This window comes from Stenotrophomonas sp., assembly GCF_032103445.1.
Lineage (GTDB): Bacteria > Pseudomonadota > Gammaproteobacteria > Xanthomonadales > Xanthomonadaceae > Stenotrophomonas.
Map to the genome: position 1 here is coordinate 15,872 of NZ_DAMDFR010000004.1, position 17,319 is coordinate 33,190.

General features: G+C 67.1%; 14 protein-coding genes. 6 read left to right on the forward strand and 8 right to left on the reverse strand.

The genetic code is table 11. The features are described 5' to 3' along the window. Positions 1-82 precede the first annotated feature (82 nt). On the reverse strand, positions 83-2,506 hold the full coding sequence (locus RT551_RS02480; RefSeq protein WP_313455494.1) for an EAL domain-containing protein: 2,424 nt from the start codon (positions 2,504-2,506) through the stop codon (positions 83-85). A gap of 177 nt (positions 2,507-2,683) precedes the next feature. Next, positions 2,684-4,615, reverse strand: a complete 1,932-nt coding sequence (locus tag RT551_RS02485; protein WP_313455495.1) for a DEAD/DEAH box helicase — start codon at positions 4,613-4,615, stop codon at positions 2,684-2,686. A gap of 268 nt (positions 4,616-4,883) precedes the next feature. Here RT551_RS02485 and RT551_RS02490 point away from each other — a divergent pair, with 268 nt between their 5' ends. After that, positions 4,884-5,111 (forward strand): RNA-binding S4 domain-containing protein, encoded by a 228-nt coding sequence (locus RT551_RS02490; protein ID WP_313455497.1) that lies wholly within the window; start codon positions 4,884-4,886, stop codon positions 5,109-5,111. Between the two features lie 6 nt (positions 5,112-5,117). Here the strand turns inward: RT551_RS02490 and ubiM are convergent, their stop codons facing one another. The 4 genes from ubiM to RT551_RS02510 all read right to left on the reverse strand — a co-directional run bounded on the left by ubiM (position 5,118) and on the right by RT551_RS02510 (position 8,626). Then, positions 5,118-6,290, reverse strand: a complete 1,173-nt coding sequence (gene ubiM / locus RT551_RS02495) for a 5-demethoxyubiquinol-8 5-hydroxylase UbiM (RefSeq protein ID WP_313455612.1) — start codon at positions 6,288-6,290, stop codon at positions 5,118-5,120. A 145-nt stretch (positions 6,291-6,435) separates the two neighbouring features. Beyond that, entirely contained in the window at positions 6,436-6,837 is a 402-nt protein-coding gene (locus RT551_RS02500) for an MAPEG family protein (RefSeq protein WP_313455498.1), read from the reverse strand. A gap of 33 nt (positions 6,838-6,870) precedes the next feature. Further along, entirely contained in the window at positions 6,871-7,425 is a 555-nt protein-coding gene (locus RT551_RS02505; RefSeq protein ID WP_313455499.1) for a DUF4019 domain-containing protein, read from the reverse strand. A gap of 58 nt (positions 7,426-7,483) precedes the next feature. Continuing rightward, positions 7,484-8,626 carry a hypothetical protein gene (locus RT551_RS02510; RefSeq protein WP_313455614.1) on the reverse strand — a complete coding sequence of 381 codons (1,143 nt, stop codon included), beginning with the start codon at positions 8,624-8,626 and terminating at the stop codon, positions 7,484-7,486. Positions 8,627-8,797: 171 nt separating this feature from the next. On the opposite strand from RT551_RS02510, the gene RT551_RS02515 reads away from it, so the two are divergent. From RT551_RS02515 to RT551_RS02525, 3 genes are read left to right on the forward strand one after another with little or no spacing between them, the layout of a single operon-like run. Next, entirely contained in the window at positions 8,798-10,273 is a 1,476-nt protein-coding gene (locus tag RT551_RS02515; protein ID WP_313455500.1) for an AlkA N-terminal domain-containing protein, read from the forward strand. Further along, entirely contained in the window at positions 10,270-10,761 is a 492-nt protein-coding gene (locus RT551_RS02520) for a methylated-DNA--[protein]-cysteine S-methyltransferase (protein WP_313455502.1), read from the forward strand. Before RT551_RS02515 ends, RT551_RS02520 begins: the two co-directional genes overlap by 4 nt. 51 nt (positions 10,762-10,812) lie before the next feature. Continuing rightward, positions 10,813-12,060: an ectonucleotide pyrophosphatase/phosphodiesterase gene (locus RT551_RS02525; RefSeq protein WP_313455504.1), complete on the forward strand. Its 1,248-nt coding sequence runs from the start codon at positions 10,813-10,815 to the stop codon at positions 12,058-12,060. A 660-nt stretch (positions 12,061-12,720) separates the two neighbouring features. Here the strand turns inward: RT551_RS02525 and RT551_RS02530 are convergent. Both RT551_RS02530 and RT551_RS02535 read right to left on the reverse strand, forming a co-directional pair. Continuing rightward, positions 12,721-12,903 (reverse strand): 30S ribosomal protein THX, encoded by a 183-nt coding sequence (locus tag RT551_RS02530; protein ID WP_125358291.1) that lies wholly within the window; start codon positions 12,901-12,903, stop codon positions 12,721-12,723. A 111-nt stretch (positions 12,904-13,014) separates the two neighbouring features. Continuing rightward, on the reverse strand, positions 13,015-13,428 hold the full coding sequence (locus RT551_RS02535; protein ID WP_313455506.1) for a MerC domain-containing protein: 414 nt from the start codon (positions 13,426-13,428) through the stop codon (positions 13,015-13,017). A 174-nt stretch (positions 13,429-13,602) separates the two neighbouring features. Between RT551_RS02535 and RT551_RS02540 the strand changes: the two genes are divergently transcribed. After that, positions 13,603-15,792: a TonB-dependent receptor gene (locus RT551_RS02540; protein ID WP_313455508.1), complete on the forward strand. Its 2,190-nt coding sequence runs from the start codon at positions 13,603-13,605 to the stop codon at positions 15,790-15,792. 283 nt (positions 15,793-16,075) lie between these two features. After that, positions 16,076-17,299: an MFS transporter gene (locus RT551_RS02545; RefSeq protein WP_313455509.1), complete on the forward strand. Its 1,224-nt coding sequence runs from the start codon at positions 16,076-16,078 to the stop codon at positions 17,297-17,299. Positions 17,300-17,319 lie beyond the last annotated feature (20 nt).

Below are 17,319 nucleotides of genomic sequence, written 5' to 3' on the forward strand. Positions count from 1 at the left end.
GCCTCAACCACACCTTGGTTTGCCTCACACCACTGCCCCACCTGCTGCCGACGCACCCTGCGTGCGCCGTCCCCGAAGACCATTATCGCAAGTTCTGCTGCACCGCACCGCCACGCGCTGCCCACAACGCCGACTGGGTCATTTTTTCCAACGCCATCGGCCGCTCCACCGCATAGCCCTGCAGGCCATTCACCCCCAGCGCCTGCAACTGGTCGGCCACCTCGTCCGACTCCACCCATTCGGCCACCACGGTCATATGCAGTTCGCGGCCGATTTCGGTAATGGCCCGGACCGTGGCCCGGCTGACCGGATCCACGTCCATGTCGCGCACGAACACGCCGTCGATCTTCAGCATGTCCGCCGGCAGCTGGCGCAGGTACCCGAACGAGGACAGGCCGGAACCAAAGTCGTCCAGCGCTACCCGGCAGCCCCGCGCCTTCACCGCCTCGACGAAGCTGCGGGCCTGTTCGAGGTTGCTGATCGCCGCGGTTTCGGTGACCTCGAAACACAGCTTCCGGGCCAGCCCACGGTTGCGCTCCAGCAGGTCGCTCACATAGGCCAGGAAGCTGGGTTCGGTGATCGACTGCGCCGATACGTTCACGTTGCACAGTCCCAACCGCTGCACATGCCCGGGGCAGACCTGCAGGTGGCGGAACAGCAGGCCCAGCACGTGCCGGTCCAGTGCCATGCTCATGCCATAGCGTTCCACTGCCGGCATGAACTCGCCCGGCGAATGCAGCTGACCGTCGCGCCCGCGCAGACGCACCAGCACCTCGTAATGCAGGAAGGCCGGATCTTCGCGCCAGACGATGCGCTGCGCGAACAGCAGCATGCGGTTTTCGGCCATGGCCGCCGACACACGGGCCAGGCGCTCGGCTTCCCGCCGCCGTTCTTCCAGCGCCTCCCGGGTCTCATTGTAGAAGTGAATGCGGTTGCGGCCGGCCTGCTTGGCGGCGTAGCAGGCACTGTCGGCGGCGCTCATCAGCCAGTTCACATCGGCCACTTCGGCGGTGATTTCGACCACGCCGACGCTGCAGCGCACCTGCGGCGCGCCTTCGCCCTGCGCCGCGCCGGCCTGGCCCAACGAACGCATCAGGCGCTGCAGCACCTGGCGCGCGTCCTCCTGGCCGGCGTGGGCCAGGAACAGGGCGAATTCGTCGCCGCCCATGCGGCCAACCCAGTCGCCATCGCGCACCGCGCCCACCAGGTACTCGGACAGGCTGCGCAGCAGCTGGTCACCCGCGGCGTGCCCGAGGCCGTCATTGACCAGTTTGAAGTAGTCCAGGTCGATGTAGCACAGGCTGTGCACGCCACCGTGGCTGCGTACGCTCAACAGCGCCCGCTCCAGACGCCGCTCGATCTCCCGGCGGTTGATCAATCCGGTCAACGGGTCGTGGCTGGCCTGGTGCTCCACCTCACGGGCCAGCGCATGGTTCTGCGACACATCTTCAATCATCGCAAACACCCGCGGCGGCCGGTTGGGGGCCTGCACCAGCGTGCCGCTGCTACGCCCCCACAAGAGGCTGCCGTCGGCGCGACGAAAGCGCAGCTCGGCCGGGCGCAACTGCTGTGGCCAGTCGATGGCTCCGTTCGGGCTCTGCACCAGTTCGCCTTCCACCAGCAGCTCGGGCAGGGTCATGCCGATCAGGGTGTCGCGCCGGTACCCCAGCATGTCCGCGGCGCTCTGGTTGGCCTCGACGATGCGGCCTTCCACGTCCAGTTTGAGCATGCCGATGGTGGCCTGGTAGAACGCGGCACGGAAGCGGCTTTCCTTCTCGATCAGGTCGTTGCGCACCCGGCGCGCGAGCAGCACCGCCACCACGGTGATCAAAAGCACGGACAGACCGCCGACGATCAACGTGGTGATCCGCACGATCGACGCGGTGTTGAGCAGCGATTGCGAGTAGGCATTGGCGTGCGCCTGCAGACTGCGATCCAGCGCCTGCAGATGCAGCAGCATCGCCTGGCGGACATCCGGCGGCATGCCGCCCGCCTGGTGCATGGCCTCGGCGGTATCGGCCATCTGCTGCAGCTGCAGCAGCCCGTGATCGGTGCGCCGCCAGAACTGCACCGCGTCGCGGAAGTAGCTCATGCCGCCCAGGTAACGGAACGACAGGATCAGGCGTTCGGCGTCGGCGGGGGTGTTGTGTCCGCGCAGCAGGCCCTGGCGCGCCCGTTCCCGGTCCAGGTCGTCCTGCTCCATGGCCAGGCGCGCGTCCAAGTCGCCAAGTGGCACCGCCAGCGCGGCGCGGGCGTCAGCCAGATTGGCCGGGTTTCCCGATTCGATGTAGCGCGCCAGCGAAAAGGTGGCGCGCTGCTGCCCGCGCGACCAATGGCTCTGCCCGACAATCCACGCTGTGGATGCCGCCTGCAGTTCCTGGATCAGCGCGGAGATGCCGACCAGCCCGATCGCCATCCCGGTCAACAGCACGAACCGCAGGGTCAGCCCCTTTGTCACCTGCGGTACCGCGTTGCCACCTCCCTCTCTGTTACCGCCTCCCAGCATGCGCCCTCCTGTCCTGTCGTCGCTGGTTGCGATTCCAGGCTGGCCTGCGCCCGCCGACGCCTGCCTGCCCTCCCAAGCACGCCATACAACGCCGAGGCTATGTCGGGGGGTGTTGAGGTGGTGCGAAAACGGGCTGAACGGAAAACGCCAGCCCGGAGGGCTGGCGTTTTTGTAAGGTCAGCGCGGACCGCGCGGTTTGAAGCCGTCGCGGCGCGGCGGGCGGTCGTTGCCGCCCGGGCCTCCACGGTGGCCGCCCGGCTTGCCCGGGCCGCGGCCGAACTTCGGCTTGGCCGGCGGGCGCGACGACGGGGTCAGGTCTTCACCCGGCTCCACGCGGCGCATCTGAAGCTGCTGGCCCGACACCCACACCTTCTTCAGGTGGGTCAGCAGGTCGCTGGGCATCTCGGCCGGCAGGTCCAGCACCGAGAAATCATCGTGGATGTCGATGCGGCCGATGAAACGGCTTTCCAGGCCGGCTTCGTTGGCGATCGCGCCGACAATGTTGCCCGGCTTCACGCCGTGCACGTGGCCCACTTCAATGCGGAAGGTTTCCATGCCGGCTTCCGGCGCGCCGCGCGGGGCGATATCGCGACGCGGAGCGCGCTCGAAACCGCCGTCGTTGTGGCCAAAGTCGCCTTCGGGACGCGGACCGCGCACAGCGCGATCATCCTCACGGCGCGGGCCACGCTCGAAGCGCGGTTCGAAACGGGCCGGGCGTTCACCCCGGTCTGCACGCTCATGGCGTTCACGCGGTGCGCGCTCTTCACGCGCGCCGCGCACCGGCGGGGTCAGCAGGAACGGCGAATCGCCCTGCAGCAGCTTGGCCAGCGCGGCGGCAATGTCGATGGCCGGCACGTTGTTTTCGCCTTCAAAGCGCTGCAGCAGGTCGCGGTAGAAGTCGATGTTGCCGTCGGCCAGCGCGTCGCTGATGCGGCTCATGAACTTGTTCACGCGGGTGTCGTTGACCGCATCCACGCTCGGCAGCTGCATTTCCTCGATCGGCTGGCGGGTGGCGCGTTCGATGGCGCGCAGCATGCCCTTCTCGCGCGGGGTGACGAACAGGATCGCCTCACCGCTGCGACCGGCGCGGCCGGTACGGCCAATGCGGTGCACGTAGCTTTCGGTGTCGTACGGAATGTCGTAGTTCAGCACATGGCTGATGCGTTCCACGTCCAGGCCGCGCGCGGCCACGTCGGTGGCCACCAGGATGTCCAGCTTGCCTTCCTTGAGCTGGCCGATGGTGCGTTCACGCTGGGCCTGCTGCATGTCACCGTTGATGGCGGCCGCGGCCAGGCCACGCGCCTGCAGCTTCTCAGCCAGTTCTTCGGTGCCGGCTTTGGTCCGGGCGAAGATGATCATCGCGTCGAACGGCTCCACTTCCAGGATGCGGGTCAACGCGTCCAGCTTGTGCAGCCCGCTCACCCACCAGTAGCGCTGGCGGATGTTGGCCGAGGTGGTGGTCTTGGCGGCGATGGTGACTTCGGCCGGGTTCTGCAGGTAGGTCTGCGCGATGCGGCGGATCTGCGGCGGCATGGTGGCCGAGAACAGGGCCACCTGGCGGCTTTCCGGCAGCTTCTTCAGCACCGCTTCGACGTCATCGATGAAGCCCATGCGCAGCATTTCATCGGCTTCGTCCAGGACCAGCGTCTTCAGCTCGGACAGGTCCAGGGTGCCACGGTCCAGGTGGTCGATCACGCGGCCGGGGGTACCCACGACCACGTGCACGCCACGGCGCAGGGCCGACAGCTGCTGACCGTAGGGCTGGCCGCCGTACACCGGCAGCACGCGGAAGCCGGGGATCCTGGCCGAATAGGTCTGGAAGGCCTCGGCGACCTGGATGGCCAGCTCGCGGGTCGGGGCCAGCACCAGCACCTGCGGCTTGGTCTGGTTGAAGTCCAGATTGGACAGCACCGGCAGCGCGAAGGCGGCGGTCTTGCCGGTACCGGTCTGGGCCTGGCCCAGCACGTCACGGCCTTCCAGCATCGCGGGGATGGTGGCGGCCTGGATCGGTGACGGGGTTTCGTAGCCGACGGCGGCGACCGCCTGCATCACAGCATCGGACAGGCCGAGGTCTGCGAACAGCAGCGGCGCGGGGGTTTCTTGGGACATGGAAAACTCCAAAGGCACTGCCGTCTTACAGGGCAGTGCGATAAAAAAAGGTGATGGTCCGCGCTTTGGGCGCCCTTTCTTATCGCGTGCCCTGGCGCTGCTCGGTTGGAGGAGAGTTCACTCGCTCAGGCTGCCATGATACCGCATCGTTCCTGAACAACGTATACAGATTCCGGCAGGGATGCCGCTGTGCCGCCTGCTGACGCACAATACGCGCCCTCTTCCGGCCCGGCCTACCGTCCGTGCCTCTTCACAGGATACCCGCTGCATGCAGACCCTCGAATTTGATCTGGACGGCGAGTACGTCGAACTCAAGCAACTGCTCAAACTGGCGGACCTGGTGACCAGCGGTGGCGAGGCCAAGATGCTGATTGGCGATGGTCAGGTGCTGGTGGATGGCCAGGTGGAACTGCGCAAGGCCTGCAAGATCCGCGCAGGTCAGCAGGTGCAGTTCGGCGACACCGTGATCAACGTGTTGGCCGACCCCCAGGCGTGAAGCCCGTCAGCGCTGGGTGAGGTGCGCCGCGATCAGCTTGCGGAAGGGCACCACGCCCTGCGCCAGCCGCAGACCCGCCCGGCGCAGCATCCGCGCCGGCAGGCGGTCGTCGGTGTACAGACTGGTGATGAGATTGGTCGCTTCATACAACGGCCGCGCCGCCAGCCGGTGGCCGCGCTCATAACGGGCCAGGCCCGACGCTGCGGCGATGTCCGTGCCGCGTTCTGCCGCCGTGCGCAGCACCGCCGCCAGCCGGTCCTGGCTCTGCAGGCCGAGGTTGAAGCCATGTGCGGTGACCGGGTGCATGCCCACCGCAGCGTCGCCGATCAGCGCGCAGCGTTCGCCCACGAAGGCGTTGGCAAACACCCCGACCAGCGGATAGGCAATCGGCTTGGCCACCGGCTTCATGTTGCCCAGGCGGTACTCGAACAAGGTGCTGATACGGGCTCCGAAGCTGTCTTCGTCCAACGCCATCAGCTCGGCAATCTGACGCGGCGGCAGGGTGATGACCGCCGAGGCCAGGTCGCCGTTGAGCGGCAGCAGCGCCATGGTCCGCCCGTAGCCGAACCACTCCCACGCGGTGTGCTGGTGCGGCACCTCGATCTGCATGCGGCAGACCAGCATGGATTTGCCGAAATCACGCAGCTTCGCCCCGATCCCCAGCAGGCGGCGGGTGGCCGAGAAACGGCTGTCAGCGGCCACCACCAGGCGTGCCTGCAGGCAGCGGCCGTCGCTGAGGGTGACCGTACTGTGGGCGGGGCCGGGCACGACTTCTCGCACGCTGGTCTGGTCGATCAGTTGCAGGCCGGCCTGGCCCTGCACGCTGTCCCATGCAGCGCGGCGGATCAGGTGGTTGGGCACCAGCCAGCCCAGCGCATCGCCCTGCTGCTGGTCGGCGGCAAAGGTCAGCGCGAAGGGCGAACTGCCGTCCATGACCCGCGCATCGCGCAGGTCGGAGATCTCGGCCGGGTCCAGCCGCTCCCATACCCCCAGTTGTTCCAGGATGCGACGCGAAGCGTGGGTGAGTGCGATCTCACGGCCGTCGAAGGTCGCATCTGCCAGCGCTGCGCGCGGCTGCTGCTCGACCAGGGTCACCGACAAGCCACTGCCGGCCAGCGCACGGGCGAAGCACAATCCGGCGGGCCCCGCTCCCACCACCAGCACATCGACGGGGCCGATCTGCGTCGCTGCGGCGGTGTCGTGCGCGCCCTGCGCCTGGGTTGCGGTATCCGGCATGAGTCCTTCCTGATGACGTGTGCGCTACGAGCTTAACGCCCTGCCCTGCCTTGGCCCTTGATCTGGATCAGCGCAGGTTCTCGGACGTTCACGCCAGCGCGCGCAGCAGCACCCACACCAGCAGCACGATGCCGGCCAGCGATACCACCCACACCGCACTGCGCAGCACCGGAATACCTGCGGCATACAACGGCACATAGACCAGTCGTGCCCAGAAATAGAGCTGCGCCGCCAGGGCAGTCAGCCCGTCCTGGCGCTGGGTCAGCACCACCGCCAGCACGGCAGCGGCAAAGAACGGGAAGGTTTCCATGAAGTTGGCCTGCACCCGCAGCAGGCGCGCGGCCACCTTGCCCGGCGGCGGTGCCTCGCCATCGCGGGCAGACACGTTCCAGGCCAGCCCGCGCTCGCGGGTGACCGCGAAATCGGCGACCAGCAGCTGGACCAGCCCCAGCACGATCGACCAGCCCAGCATCTGCACTTCAATACCCATGACAGCTCCTTCAATCAGGGAATGCAGCGGCGATCAGGGGGCGGCAGCGCGGACGCTGTAGCCGGCCAGGCGCCAGACCTTGTCGTCGTCCAGACGGAACGAGACCAGCTCGCGCACCGGCTGCGGGCTGTTGGCGAACCGGGTCGGGAAGCTGACGTTGATGTACAGGCCCTCCGGCACCGTGGCCCCGGGACCGTATTTCACCCGGGTCACCACCGGTTGGCCGCGCGAGGTCAGGGCCCCGAGCCGTTTGCGGTCTGCGGCCAGCTGATTGACGAAGGTCTGTTCGGGCACGGCCTTGCGAGCGACGGCCGATGCGCCCTTCCAGGCCTCGGCGGCACGGTTGCTGTCGACCAGCACGGCGATCTGGCGGGCCGCGGTGCTGAGTTGGTCGTCCTGTTCCTTGACCTGCTTCTGCTGCGCCGGGGTCAGTGCCGGACGCGCTGGCGTGGCCGCCGTCGCCGGTGCGGCGGCTGAAGGCGCGGACGGGGCCGGGCGCGCCGGTGCCGGTGCGGGAGTGGCCGGGGCTGGCGTCTGGGCCAGCGCGGCAACGGGAAGCAGGAGCGACAGCAGCAACGGAACGCGCATCGGTTCACCATCCAAGTGAAAGGTGGCCAGAGTCTAAGCCACCTGCGTTAGCACGCCGTCAGTTACGCTCGGCGGCCTCGGCTGCCGGCTGCGCCGCTTCACTGGCGGTACGCTCCGCCAGCGGGTCCTGCGACTTGCTGGCCGGCGACGGCAGCAGGGTGGAGACGTCGATCTCCGACAGCGGGCTTTCCGCCGGGCAGGTTTCATCCGGGAAGCCGAAGCGCTGCTTCAGGGCCTGCCCGCACGCGGTCACTGCCTCCAGCTCGCTGCCCTCACGCTTGCACTCCTGATCGAAGGCGACCAGGAACGCATCCTTGCGGCGCACGAAGTCGTCGCCGCACTTGCGCATCTGCTTGATCCGCTCCAGGTCGTCCTGCACCGCGTTGGTGCCATCCAGCCCGAACTGGCGCAGCTCATCGGCGCTGAGCAGGCGCAGGCTGCGGTTGGGCACGGTCATCATCAGGTCGGCCACGCCGACCGCCACGCCGTTGCGCTGCAGGTAGTCCTTGACGTTGTCATAGACCTCCTGCAATTCACGGTTCAGTTCGGCGCGCGAGGTTGCTTTGGAGCTGATCCGCATCATCCGGTGGATGCCGACCTTGCCCGCCACCAGCCGGTTGTCGCCCGCCGCCAGCACGAACACGCAGGCGCTGTGGCAGACCGAGCCTTCGCGCACCCAGATGGTCCAGCGCGACTCGCCGATGCGGTCGCCGGCCACGATCGCCGCTTCCACCTGCCCACCGCTGGAGTCCAGGTCGAGAATACGGCTCTGGATGCGCTGCGCGTCGGCCACCAGCGCGGTGCGCGCGACCAGTTCGGAGAAGCCCGGGTTGATTTTGCCCACATAACGCAGGCGCAGCAGACCGCGTTCCGCGCACGGGGCGATGGCGGCGTCCAGGCTGGCCCGATCCAATGCCTCCAGCGCGACCCCGTCCCCCGCCTCTGCGGCGTAATCGGTGTCGCAGCTGATCCAGGCTTTGCCGTTTTCCAGTGCCACCTCGGGCCAACCCTGCGCGCCCTTGCGCGGCGGTGGTGGCACCGCCGGCGGCGCGTCGGCGGCGTTGATCGAGACCATGTTGTTGCCGTCCACTGCCGGTGCCCGCGCGGCCTTTTCGGCGGCGGTCACGTTGCCCGGGTTCTCCAACTGGCTGCAGGCCACCAGGCCCAGACACAGCAACGGCAATCCCCACGACTTGAGCAACATGAATACCCGGTTCCCGTTCGATGGCGTGCCGGAGCCGACACGTGAAGACACAGTCTAGTGCGCTGCGGGCGTCGCGCGGGAACCTGCCCTGAACCGCCCCGCCGGGGTTGCGCATACACGTCCGAAAACGGCGAGCCGGGGCCGGCTCGCGGGCATAGACTGGCGGCCATGGATACCGCCCTGCCCTTGGACTACGCCGCCTGCGAAAGCGCCCGCCTCGCCCGCGATGCGCGCTTCGACGGTGTGTTCTATACTGCCGTGCGCAGCACCGGCATCTACTGTCGCCCGGTGTGCCCGGCCCCGCCACCGAAGCCGCGCAACGTGGATTACTACCCCACCGCCGCGGCCGCTGCCGCTGCGGGTTTCCGTCCCTGCCTGCGCTGCCGGCCAGAATTGGCTCCCGAGGCGCAGGACGCGCTGCATAACGAAACTCTGCAACGTGCACTGGCGCTGATCCATGATGGCTATCTGCAGGATGCCGCGGTGGGCGAGCTGGCCGCACGCGTGGGGTTGAGCGCCCGGCAGTTACAGCGCCTGTTCGTCGCCCGACTGGGCGCGGCCCCGGCGCAGATCCATGCCACCCGCCGCTTGCTGCTTGCCAAGCAGCTGCTGACCGAAACCGGGCTGCCGGTGACCGACGTGGCCATGGCGGCCGGCTACAACAGCCTGCGCCGCTTCAATGCGGCCTTCCTCGAGGGCTGTGGCATGCCGCCCACGGCGATCCGTCGCCAGCGCGGTGCCCTCGATGACGGCGCTCTGACCCTGCGCCTCGGCTACCGCCCGCCGCTGGACTTCCCGGCCATGCTGGCGTTCCTGCGCCGGCGCTGCATTCCCGGCATCGAACAGATCGGCGAAGATCGCTACCAGCGGGTGATCGGTCCGGCCGAGCGACCTTCGATCATCACGGTCACCGCCGACCCGCGCCGACCCGAACTGCTGCTGCAGCTGGGCCAGATCGATCCGCGGGCGATCCCGGGCGTGGTGCGGCGGGTGCGCCGCATCTTCGACCTCGACGCCGACCTGCGCATGGTCCATGCGACCTTCGCGCAGGAACCGTTGCTGGCGCGTGGCGTGGCCGAACGCCCCGGGCTGCGTGTACCCGGCGGCTGGGACGGCTTCGAGGTGGCAGTGCGCGCGGTGCTGGGGCAGCAGGTCAGCGTGGCCGCTGCGATCACCCTCGCGCGCCGGGTGGTGGACCGCTTTGGCGGCGTGCTGGACGGCATGCCGGAAGGGCTGGACCGCGAATTCCCGACACCCTTGCAACTGGCCGACGCGCCACTGGAATCCATTGGCCTGCCACGTTCGCGTGCGGCTACGGTCCGTGCAGTCGCCGCAGCGGTGGCCGAACGACGGCTGGATTTCGCCGCCGGCCAGCGCCTGGACAGCTTCATTGAACGCTGCGTGGCCCTGCCCGGCATCGGGCCGTGGACCGCGCATTACATCGCGCTGCGTGCGCTGGGCCTGCCCGATGCGTTCCCGGCCGGTGACCTGGTGCTGCAGCAGGTGCTGGGTGAAGGCACGCGCCTGAGCGAACGGGCTACCGAGGCCCGCTCGCAGGCATGGCGACCGTGGCGTGCGTATGCCGTGCTGCATCTGTGGCACCTGGCCACGCCGACCGTGACCACTTCAGGAGACACGAAATGACCCTGCTCTATGACACCTTCAACAGCCCGATTGGCGCGCTGACCGTGGCCGGCGACAGCCAGGGCATCCACCACATCCTGTTCGAGAACAACCGCTACGATGCCAAAGGCCGCGAACGCTGGCAGCGCGATGCGCATGCATTGCGCGACGCACGTACGCAGCTGTTGCAGTTCCTGCACGGCCAGCGCACGACGTTTGAACTGCCGCTGGCTCCGCATGGCACGGATTTCCAGCTGCGGGTGTGGAAAGCTTTGGCGGATATCCCGTTCGGCCAGACCTGGAGCTATGTGCAGCTGGCGCGGCACATCGGCCAGCCGACCGCGAGCCGTGCGGTGGGTGCGGCCAACGGACGCAATCCGCTGCCGATCGTGCTGCCGTGTCACCGCGTGATCGGGGCCAGCGGAGCGCTGACCGGGTTTGGTGGCGGCATTGAAACCAAGGCGGCGTTGCTGGAACTGGAAGGACGGGGCACGCCGCTGCTGGTGTGATGTGCCATTGGTTGTCTTCGCGCGGTCACCCGCGCCGCCTATGATGGTCGGATGATCTCTGTCCGCCTGACTCTGGCGATTGCCGCCACCCTCGCGCTGACCAGCTGTGCCAGCACCCCGTCCACCCCGCCGTCTGCGGCTGCCACGACCGTGGCCACGCAGACGCCGAAGCTGCTGCTGGTGTCCATCGACGGCCTGCGCGCGGACATGCTCGACAAGGGCATCACCCCGAATCTGTCGCGCATCGTGCAGGACGGTGTACGCGCGCAGTACATGACGCCGTCGTATCCGTCGCTGACCTTCCCGAACCACTACACGATCGTGACCGGGCTGCGTCCGGACCACCACGGCATCGTGCACAACAGCATGCACGAGGACGAACTGGGCAGTTTCAAGCTGAGCATGCGCGAAGCGGTGACGGACTCGCGCTGGTGGGGCGGCGAACCGATCTGGGTCGGTGCGGAAAAGGCGGGGCTGCGCACGGCGATCTGGTCGTGGCCAGGCAGCGAAGCGGCAATCCAGGGCGTGCGCCCGACCCAATGGCGGATCTACGACGGCAGCGTGCCGCTGCCGGAGCGGGTGGACGAGGTGCTTGGGTGGGTGGCGCGCGATGATGCGCAGGCTCCGCGCCTGGTGACGCTGTACATGGAGAACGTGGACCACGAAGGGCACCAGCACGGACCGAACTCCCCCGAGTACGCGGCGGCGGTAAAGGATGCCGACGCCGCAGTGGGCCGGCTGCTGGATGGCCTGCAGGCACGCGGCATTGCAGACAGCACCAACGTGATCGTGGTGTCCGACCACGGCATGGCGCTGGTGCCGGAGGGGAACACGATCGCGGTGGAAGACATGGTGGATCCATCACTGGCCAAGGACGTATCCGTCGGCCAGTCGGTAGGTTTCGCGCCGCTGCCGGGCAGGGAAACGCAGGCAAAGAAGGCGCTGATGGGCGCACATGCGCAGTACGACTGCTGGACCCGTGAGACGCTGCCGGCGCGCTGGCAGTACGGCTCCAATCCGCGCATCCCGCCGATCATCTGCCAGATGCACGAAGGCTGGAACGCAATGCGCCGCGACCGCATCCAGGAAAAGGCAGGCGAACGCGGCTCGCACGGTTACGACAACGCCCTGCCCTCGATGCGCGCGGTGTTCATCGCCCGTGGTCCGTCGTTCAAGCACGGCCAAACCCTGCCCGGCTTCGACAACGTCGACGTGTACCCGCTGCTGACCCACCTGCTCGGCATTCCGGCTGCGCCGAACGACGGCAATCCGCAGACGCTGCTGCCTGCGTTGAAGTAGCCGCGCACTGCGCAGGATTGCATGCGTTCCGTCGGGTTGCATGCGATCCGTCGGGTTGCATGCGATCCGTCTGATTGCATGCGATCCGTAGAGCCGGGCTCGCCCGGCTGCTGTTGTATTCAGGCGAACAGCCGGCGGTCATCGGTTCATTGGTTTGGCGGCTCGGGATGGGCGTTCCGGGGGACGCTGCAAGTCCCCCTCCGGGGCCCGGCCCAGCCGCTGGCGGCTGGGCGTTCAGTCGCACGCGAGGCAGTGCCTCGCAAGCAGTGCGCCTTCACCCATGTAAGCTCGATCGCCGCATCCATGCGGCTCACGCCCCCTCCAGCCCACCCCGAACCGCCACGACAGTGGGTCGGTGGCCACGGAAGATCAAAACCAACTCATCACTTGTTCGTGGGCTGGACCTGCTTTGGTGGGATCGGTCGATAGACGATCGCCATGAAACCTCCAACGCCCGGTAACGCATGACTTGGATCGAAACCGCCGTTGATCCGGCGTTTCCCATGGCCATCGGCCAACCATGTGGGGCGTCTCGGGATCCGACGGCCACCGGCTGTTCGCCTGAATCCAACAGCAGCCGGGCAGAGCCCGGCTCTACGCAAGCGCCAAAAAAAACGCGGCGCAAGCGCCGCGTTTTTCTCAACCAATCCTGATGAGGGATCAGCTGGCCTTGGCCACAGCCTTCTTGGCAACGGCCTTCTTTGCCGGGGCCTTGGCCACGGTCTTCTTGGCGACCGGCGCAGCTGCGCCCACGGCCACCTTGCTCACGCTGTGCGAGCGCGAATTGCCATAGCTGGCGTTGTAGCGCTTGCCCTTGGCGGTCTTGCGGTCACCCTTACCCATGTCGTCAACTCCTTAAAGTCTGAATACTGATTACCCCGTACGGACACGGGTTCGGCAGGAAAGTCGTTTTCAGACTCCCCCGCACACGATCCGAAAGCCTATCACACGGCCTCAATGGGCACAGCTGGCGTCGTGGACGTGGCCATGGTTCAGGCGCAGGTTGACCAGATGCGCTACCCCCACCAGCACACCGCCCAGCGTCATCACGATCGCGTGCGGTACGGCCGAGTGGTGCAGCGGGTCATAAAGCAGGCCGGCCCACAGAGCCACCAAACCCGGGACCAGGAACCCCAGCGCGCGCAGCGCGCCATGACGGCGGTAGCCCCAGACCAGGCTGAACAGCCCCAGCAGGGTCACGAAGCACACCAGCGCCAGCTCCACCCCGTCGCTCATCCATATCGACAGGCCCAGCGACGGTGCCGCCGCAAGCAACACCGGCAGCACAGCGCAGTGCACCGCGCACAGCAGCGAACCGGTGGCACCGAAACGATCAAGCAGATGACGGAGGCGGGCAAACAGGGGCATGACTTCCAGCAGGGTCGGCGACACGATGTGGAATAATATAACATCAATCCTGACGCGCACCCTTCCCGCCGTTCCACCACCGTCATCCCACCTCCCAGAACGGGCCGGAACTGACAGGCAAGCCGCGCCAACCCATTGATACAAAGTAACAATTTGACTGACGGATCCCATTCCATGCGCTCTTCCCGCCCCCTGCTTACCCCGCACGCGCTGTCCCTCGCCCTCGCGCTGGCGCTGGTTCCCGCCCTCGCCAGTGCCGCTGAAGACCAAGGCCATCCCGACCGCCACCTGACTGAACTGTCGACCGTGAAGGTCACTGCCTCCCCCCTGCAGGGCGACGCCGAGTCCCTGGCCCGCCCGGTGGAGGTGCTCGCCGGTGAACGCCTGGACGAGGCGAAGGCCGGCACCCTGGGCGACACCGTCGCCAAGCTGCCCGGCGTCCAGACCACGTCCTTCGGCCCCGGTGTCGGCCGGCCGATCATCCGTGGCCAGGAAGGTCCGCGCGTGCAGGTGCTGTCCAACGGCGTCGGCAATCTCGATGCCTCCACCGTCAGTGCCGACCATGCCACCAGCATCGAGCCGTTCCTGGCCGACCAGGTGGAAGTCCTCAAGGGACCGGCCACCCTGCTGTTCGGCAGTGGCGCGATCGGTGGCGCAGTGAATGTCGTGGATGGCCGTATCGCCAGCGAAATCCCCGATCGTCCGCTGAGCGGCCGCGCCGAACTGCGTGGCAACTCGGTCAATGACGAGCGCAGCGGCATGTTCCGCCTGGATGGCGTCAGCGGCAACGTGGTGCTGCATGTGGACGGCCTGGTCCGCAATGGCGATGACTACCGCATTCCGGGCTACGCCGTGATCGATGGTCTGGAAGACCACGACCATGACCATGAACATGAGGAAGGCGATACCGACGAACCCCGTCGTGGCCGCCTCGACAACAGCTCCATCCGCACCCGCGCCGGTGGCGTCGGAGCCACCTGGCTGGGCGAAGGCGGTTACTTCGGCGCATCCGCCAGCACCTATCGCACCAACTACGGCATCCCCAACGGCGCGCATGTGCATGCCGAAGATGAAGACCATGATCACGACCATGGCGACGAAGAGGAAGAAGGTGACGAGCACGATGTCCGGATCGACATGGTGCAGAACCGCTTCGACGTGAAGGGCGGCATCTACAACCCGGTGTCGTTCCTGAAGAACATCAACGTCCGCGCCGGCTACACCGATTACGAGCACACCGAGCTGGAAGCCGGCACGCCGTCGACCCGTTTCACCAACCGCGGCATTGAAGGCCGCGTGGAAGCGACGCAGCAGCAGATTGGTGGCTGGGACGGCGCATTCGGCCTGCAGTTCGGCAACACCGATTTCGGTGCGAAGGGCGAGGAAGCCTTCGTGCCGGACACCGGCACCCGCAGTCTGGGCGTGTTCGTGCTGCAGGAAAAGCAGTTCGGCCCGCTGAAGCTGGAACTGGGTGCGCGCCAGGACAAGGTCAAGCTGGAACCCACCGGCGACTATCGCAGCCGCGACTTCGATGCGACCAATCTCTCGGCGGCAGGCATCTGGAAGCTCAGCGACGGCGTTGACCTGCGCTTCGGCATTGACAGCTCCGAACGCGCTCCGACTACCGAAGAGCTGTACGCCGCCGGTGCGCACATCGCCACGCGTTCGCTGGAAATCGGCGACGCCAATCTGAAAACCGAGCGTGGCCAGCGCATGGAGCTGGGCATCCACACGCACAGCGACCTCGTCGACTTCTCCGCATCGATCTACCAGACGAAGTTCAAGGACTTCATCTACCTCGCCGACACCGGCGTGGAGGAAGGGCTGCCGGTTCGCCTGTGGACCCAGCAGGACGCCACCTTCAAGGGTGCCGAAGCCGAAGCGCTGTTCCACCTGTTCGAGGGTGGCGCAGGTGACTGGGACCTGCGCGTGTTTGGCGACTATGTAAAGGCCGAACTGGATGGCAGCGGCAGCCGTACGGTGGACATCGCCGTCCCGCATGATGACCACAGCCACAACTACACGGTGGAGCTGGCCAACACCGGCTACCTGCCGCGAATCGCGCCCGGCCGCGTCGGTGCCGATCTGCGCTGGTCGAAGGACGGCTGGCGTGCCTCGGTCGGTGCAGTGCGTTACAGCAGCCAGAAGGACGTTGCCCAGAACGAAGAACCCAGCGACGGCTACACCCTGGTCGACGCGCACTTCGCCTACCGTTGGGACCGCAACGACAGCAACAGCTATGAAGTGTTCCTGGACGGCAACAACCTGACCAACCGCGAAGCCCGCCCGCACACCTCGCTGCTGCGTGATTACACCCCGCTGCCGGGCCGTGGCGTCGCGTTTGGCATCCGCGCGTATTTCTGATCCCTCCCTGGGTCTTTGGTAACACCTTTCGGGGGCCGCAAGGCCCCCTTTTTCTGTGCGGTAACGCATGACCATCGAACGTAGCGACGCGCTGCTTCGGCCATGGTCATGCGTCGCCGTGCCAATCACCGCTATCGGCAGACGTCTTGCGACCGTCTCTACCCGTGCACGCATTGCGCGGGGTTCCGGTAGCCCGTGGCTGCCGCAGGTGGCCGTCGTGCCCGGCGCATCCGCAGCGTGACCTGGCCGTACAATCGGGCTGCCTCCCCGCCGGAGTACCTGCATGGCCGCTGCCTCACCTGCCCCGCGCATGCACTGGGGTCTGCTGGTTGCCGCATCCGCGATTCTGATGGTCACCATGGGCGTGCGCCAGACGTCGGGTCTGTATATGGATCCGATCCACCGCAGCACCGGGGTGAGCATCGTCGAGATCAGCTTTGCCCTGGCCATCGGCCAGTTCGTGTGGGGCGCGGTGCAGCCGGTGTTCGGCGCGGTCGCTGACCAGCGCGGGGCGTGGCCGGTGCTGCTGGCCGGCACGGTGCTGCTGGTGGCCGGTCTGCTGCTGGCCCCTCTGTTGACCAGCCCGCTGGGCCTCAGCTTCACCCTCGGGCTGCTGATGGCGGCGGGTGCCGGGGCCGGAAGTTTCTCGGTGCTGATCGGGGCCACGGCGCACCGCTTGCCGGCGCAGAAGCGCTCGTTCGCGGCGGGCCTGATCAACGCCGGCGGCTCACTCGGTCAGTTCGTGTTCGCCCCGCTGGTGCAATGGGTGATCAGCAGCGCTGGCTGGGCGCGGGCAATGTGGGTGATGGCGGCAGCGGCATTGCTCTCGTTGCCGATGGCCTGGCCGCTGCGGCGGCGTCCGGGTGACCATGCGTTGAACGCCGCTGAAGAACAAGGAGGCCTGCGCGCGCAACTGCAGGTCGCCGCACGCAATCGCAGTTACTGGTATCTGCACATCGGATTCTTTACCTGCGGACTGCATATTGCATTCCTGGTCACCCATCTGCCCGGCGAGATCGCGCTGTGTGGGTTGTCGCCCACCGTGGCGTCCACGTCCATCGCGCTCATCGGGCTGTTCAACATCGCCGGCAGCTTGCTGGTGGGCGCGCTTGGACAGCGTTACCGGATGAAGTATCTGCTGTTCTGGATGTACGCCAGCCGCGCAGTGATGATCGGGGTGTATCTGATGGCACCGCCGACGCCGCTGACGTTTTATCTGTTCGCGGCCGGGCTTGGGTTTACCTGGCTGGCAACGGTGCCGCCTACCGCCGGGCTGGTGGGGAAGCTGTTCGGACCGCGTTATCTGGGCACGCTGTTCGGCCTGACCCTGTTGTCGCACCAGTTGGGTGGGTTCTTCGGGGCGTGGCTGGGGGGATTGGCGCTGGCGCATTCCGGCAGCTATGTGTGGATGTGGTATGCGGACATGGCGTTGGCCGCGGTGGCGGCGGTGGTGAATCTGCCGATTCGGGAAGCGCCGTATGGGTGTCATGCGGTGGGGGCGCGGTGACGAGCCGGGGCTTCACGCGG

Excerpts from the sequence above, each read along its gene's own strand:
- RT551_RS02520 (WP_313455502.1), top strand. The coding sequence starts at position 10,270 with ATGACCCTGCTCTATGACACCTTCAACAGCCCGATTGGCGCGCTGACC.
- RT551_RS02540 (WP_313455508.1), top strand. The coding sequence starts at position 13,603 with ATGCGCTCTTCCCGCCCCCTGCTTACCCCGCACGCGCTGTCCCTCGCC.
- RT551_RS02480 (WP_313455494.1), bottom strand. The coding sequence starts at position 2,506 with ATGCTGGGAGGCGGTAACAGAGAGGGAGGTGGCAACGCGGTACCGCAG.
- RT551_RS02535 (WP_313455506.1), bottom strand. The coding sequence starts at position 13,428 with ATGCCCCTGTTTGCCCGCCTCCGTCATCTGCTTGATCGTTTCGGTGCC.
- RT551_RS02505 (WP_313455499.1), bottom strand. The coding sequence starts at position 7,425 with ATGCGCGTTCCGTTGCTGCTGTCGCTCCTGCTTCCCGTTGCCGCGCTG.
- RT551_RS02525 (WP_313455504.1), top strand. The coding sequence starts at position 10,813 with ATGATCTCTGTCCGCCTGACTCTGGCGATTGCCGCCACCCTCGCGCTG.
- RT551_RS02545 (WP_313455509.1), top strand. The coding sequence starts at position 16,076 with ATGGCCGCTGCCTCACCTGCCCCGCGCATGCACTGGGGTCTGCTGGTT.
- RT551_RS02515 (WP_313455500.1), top strand. The coding sequence starts at position 8,798 with ATGGATACCGCCCTGCCCTTGGACTACGCCGCCTGCGAAAGCGCCCGC.
- RT551_RS02490 (WP_313455497.1), top strand. The coding sequence starts at position 4,884 with ATGCAGACCCTCGAATTTGATCTGGACGGCGAGTACGTCGAACTCAAG.
- RT551_RS02485 (WP_313455495.1), bottom strand. The coding sequence starts at position 4,615 with ATGTCCCAAGAAACCCCCGCGCCGCTGCTGTTCGCAGACCTCGGCCTG.
- RT551_RS02500 (WP_313455498.1), bottom strand. The coding sequence starts at position 6,837 with ATGGGTATTGAAGTGCAGATGCTGGGCTGGTCGATCGTGCTGGGGCTG.
- RT551_RS02530 (WP_125358291.1), bottom strand. The coding sequence starts at position 12,903 with ATGGGTAAGGGTGACCGCAAGACCGCCAAGGGCAAGCGCTACAACGCC.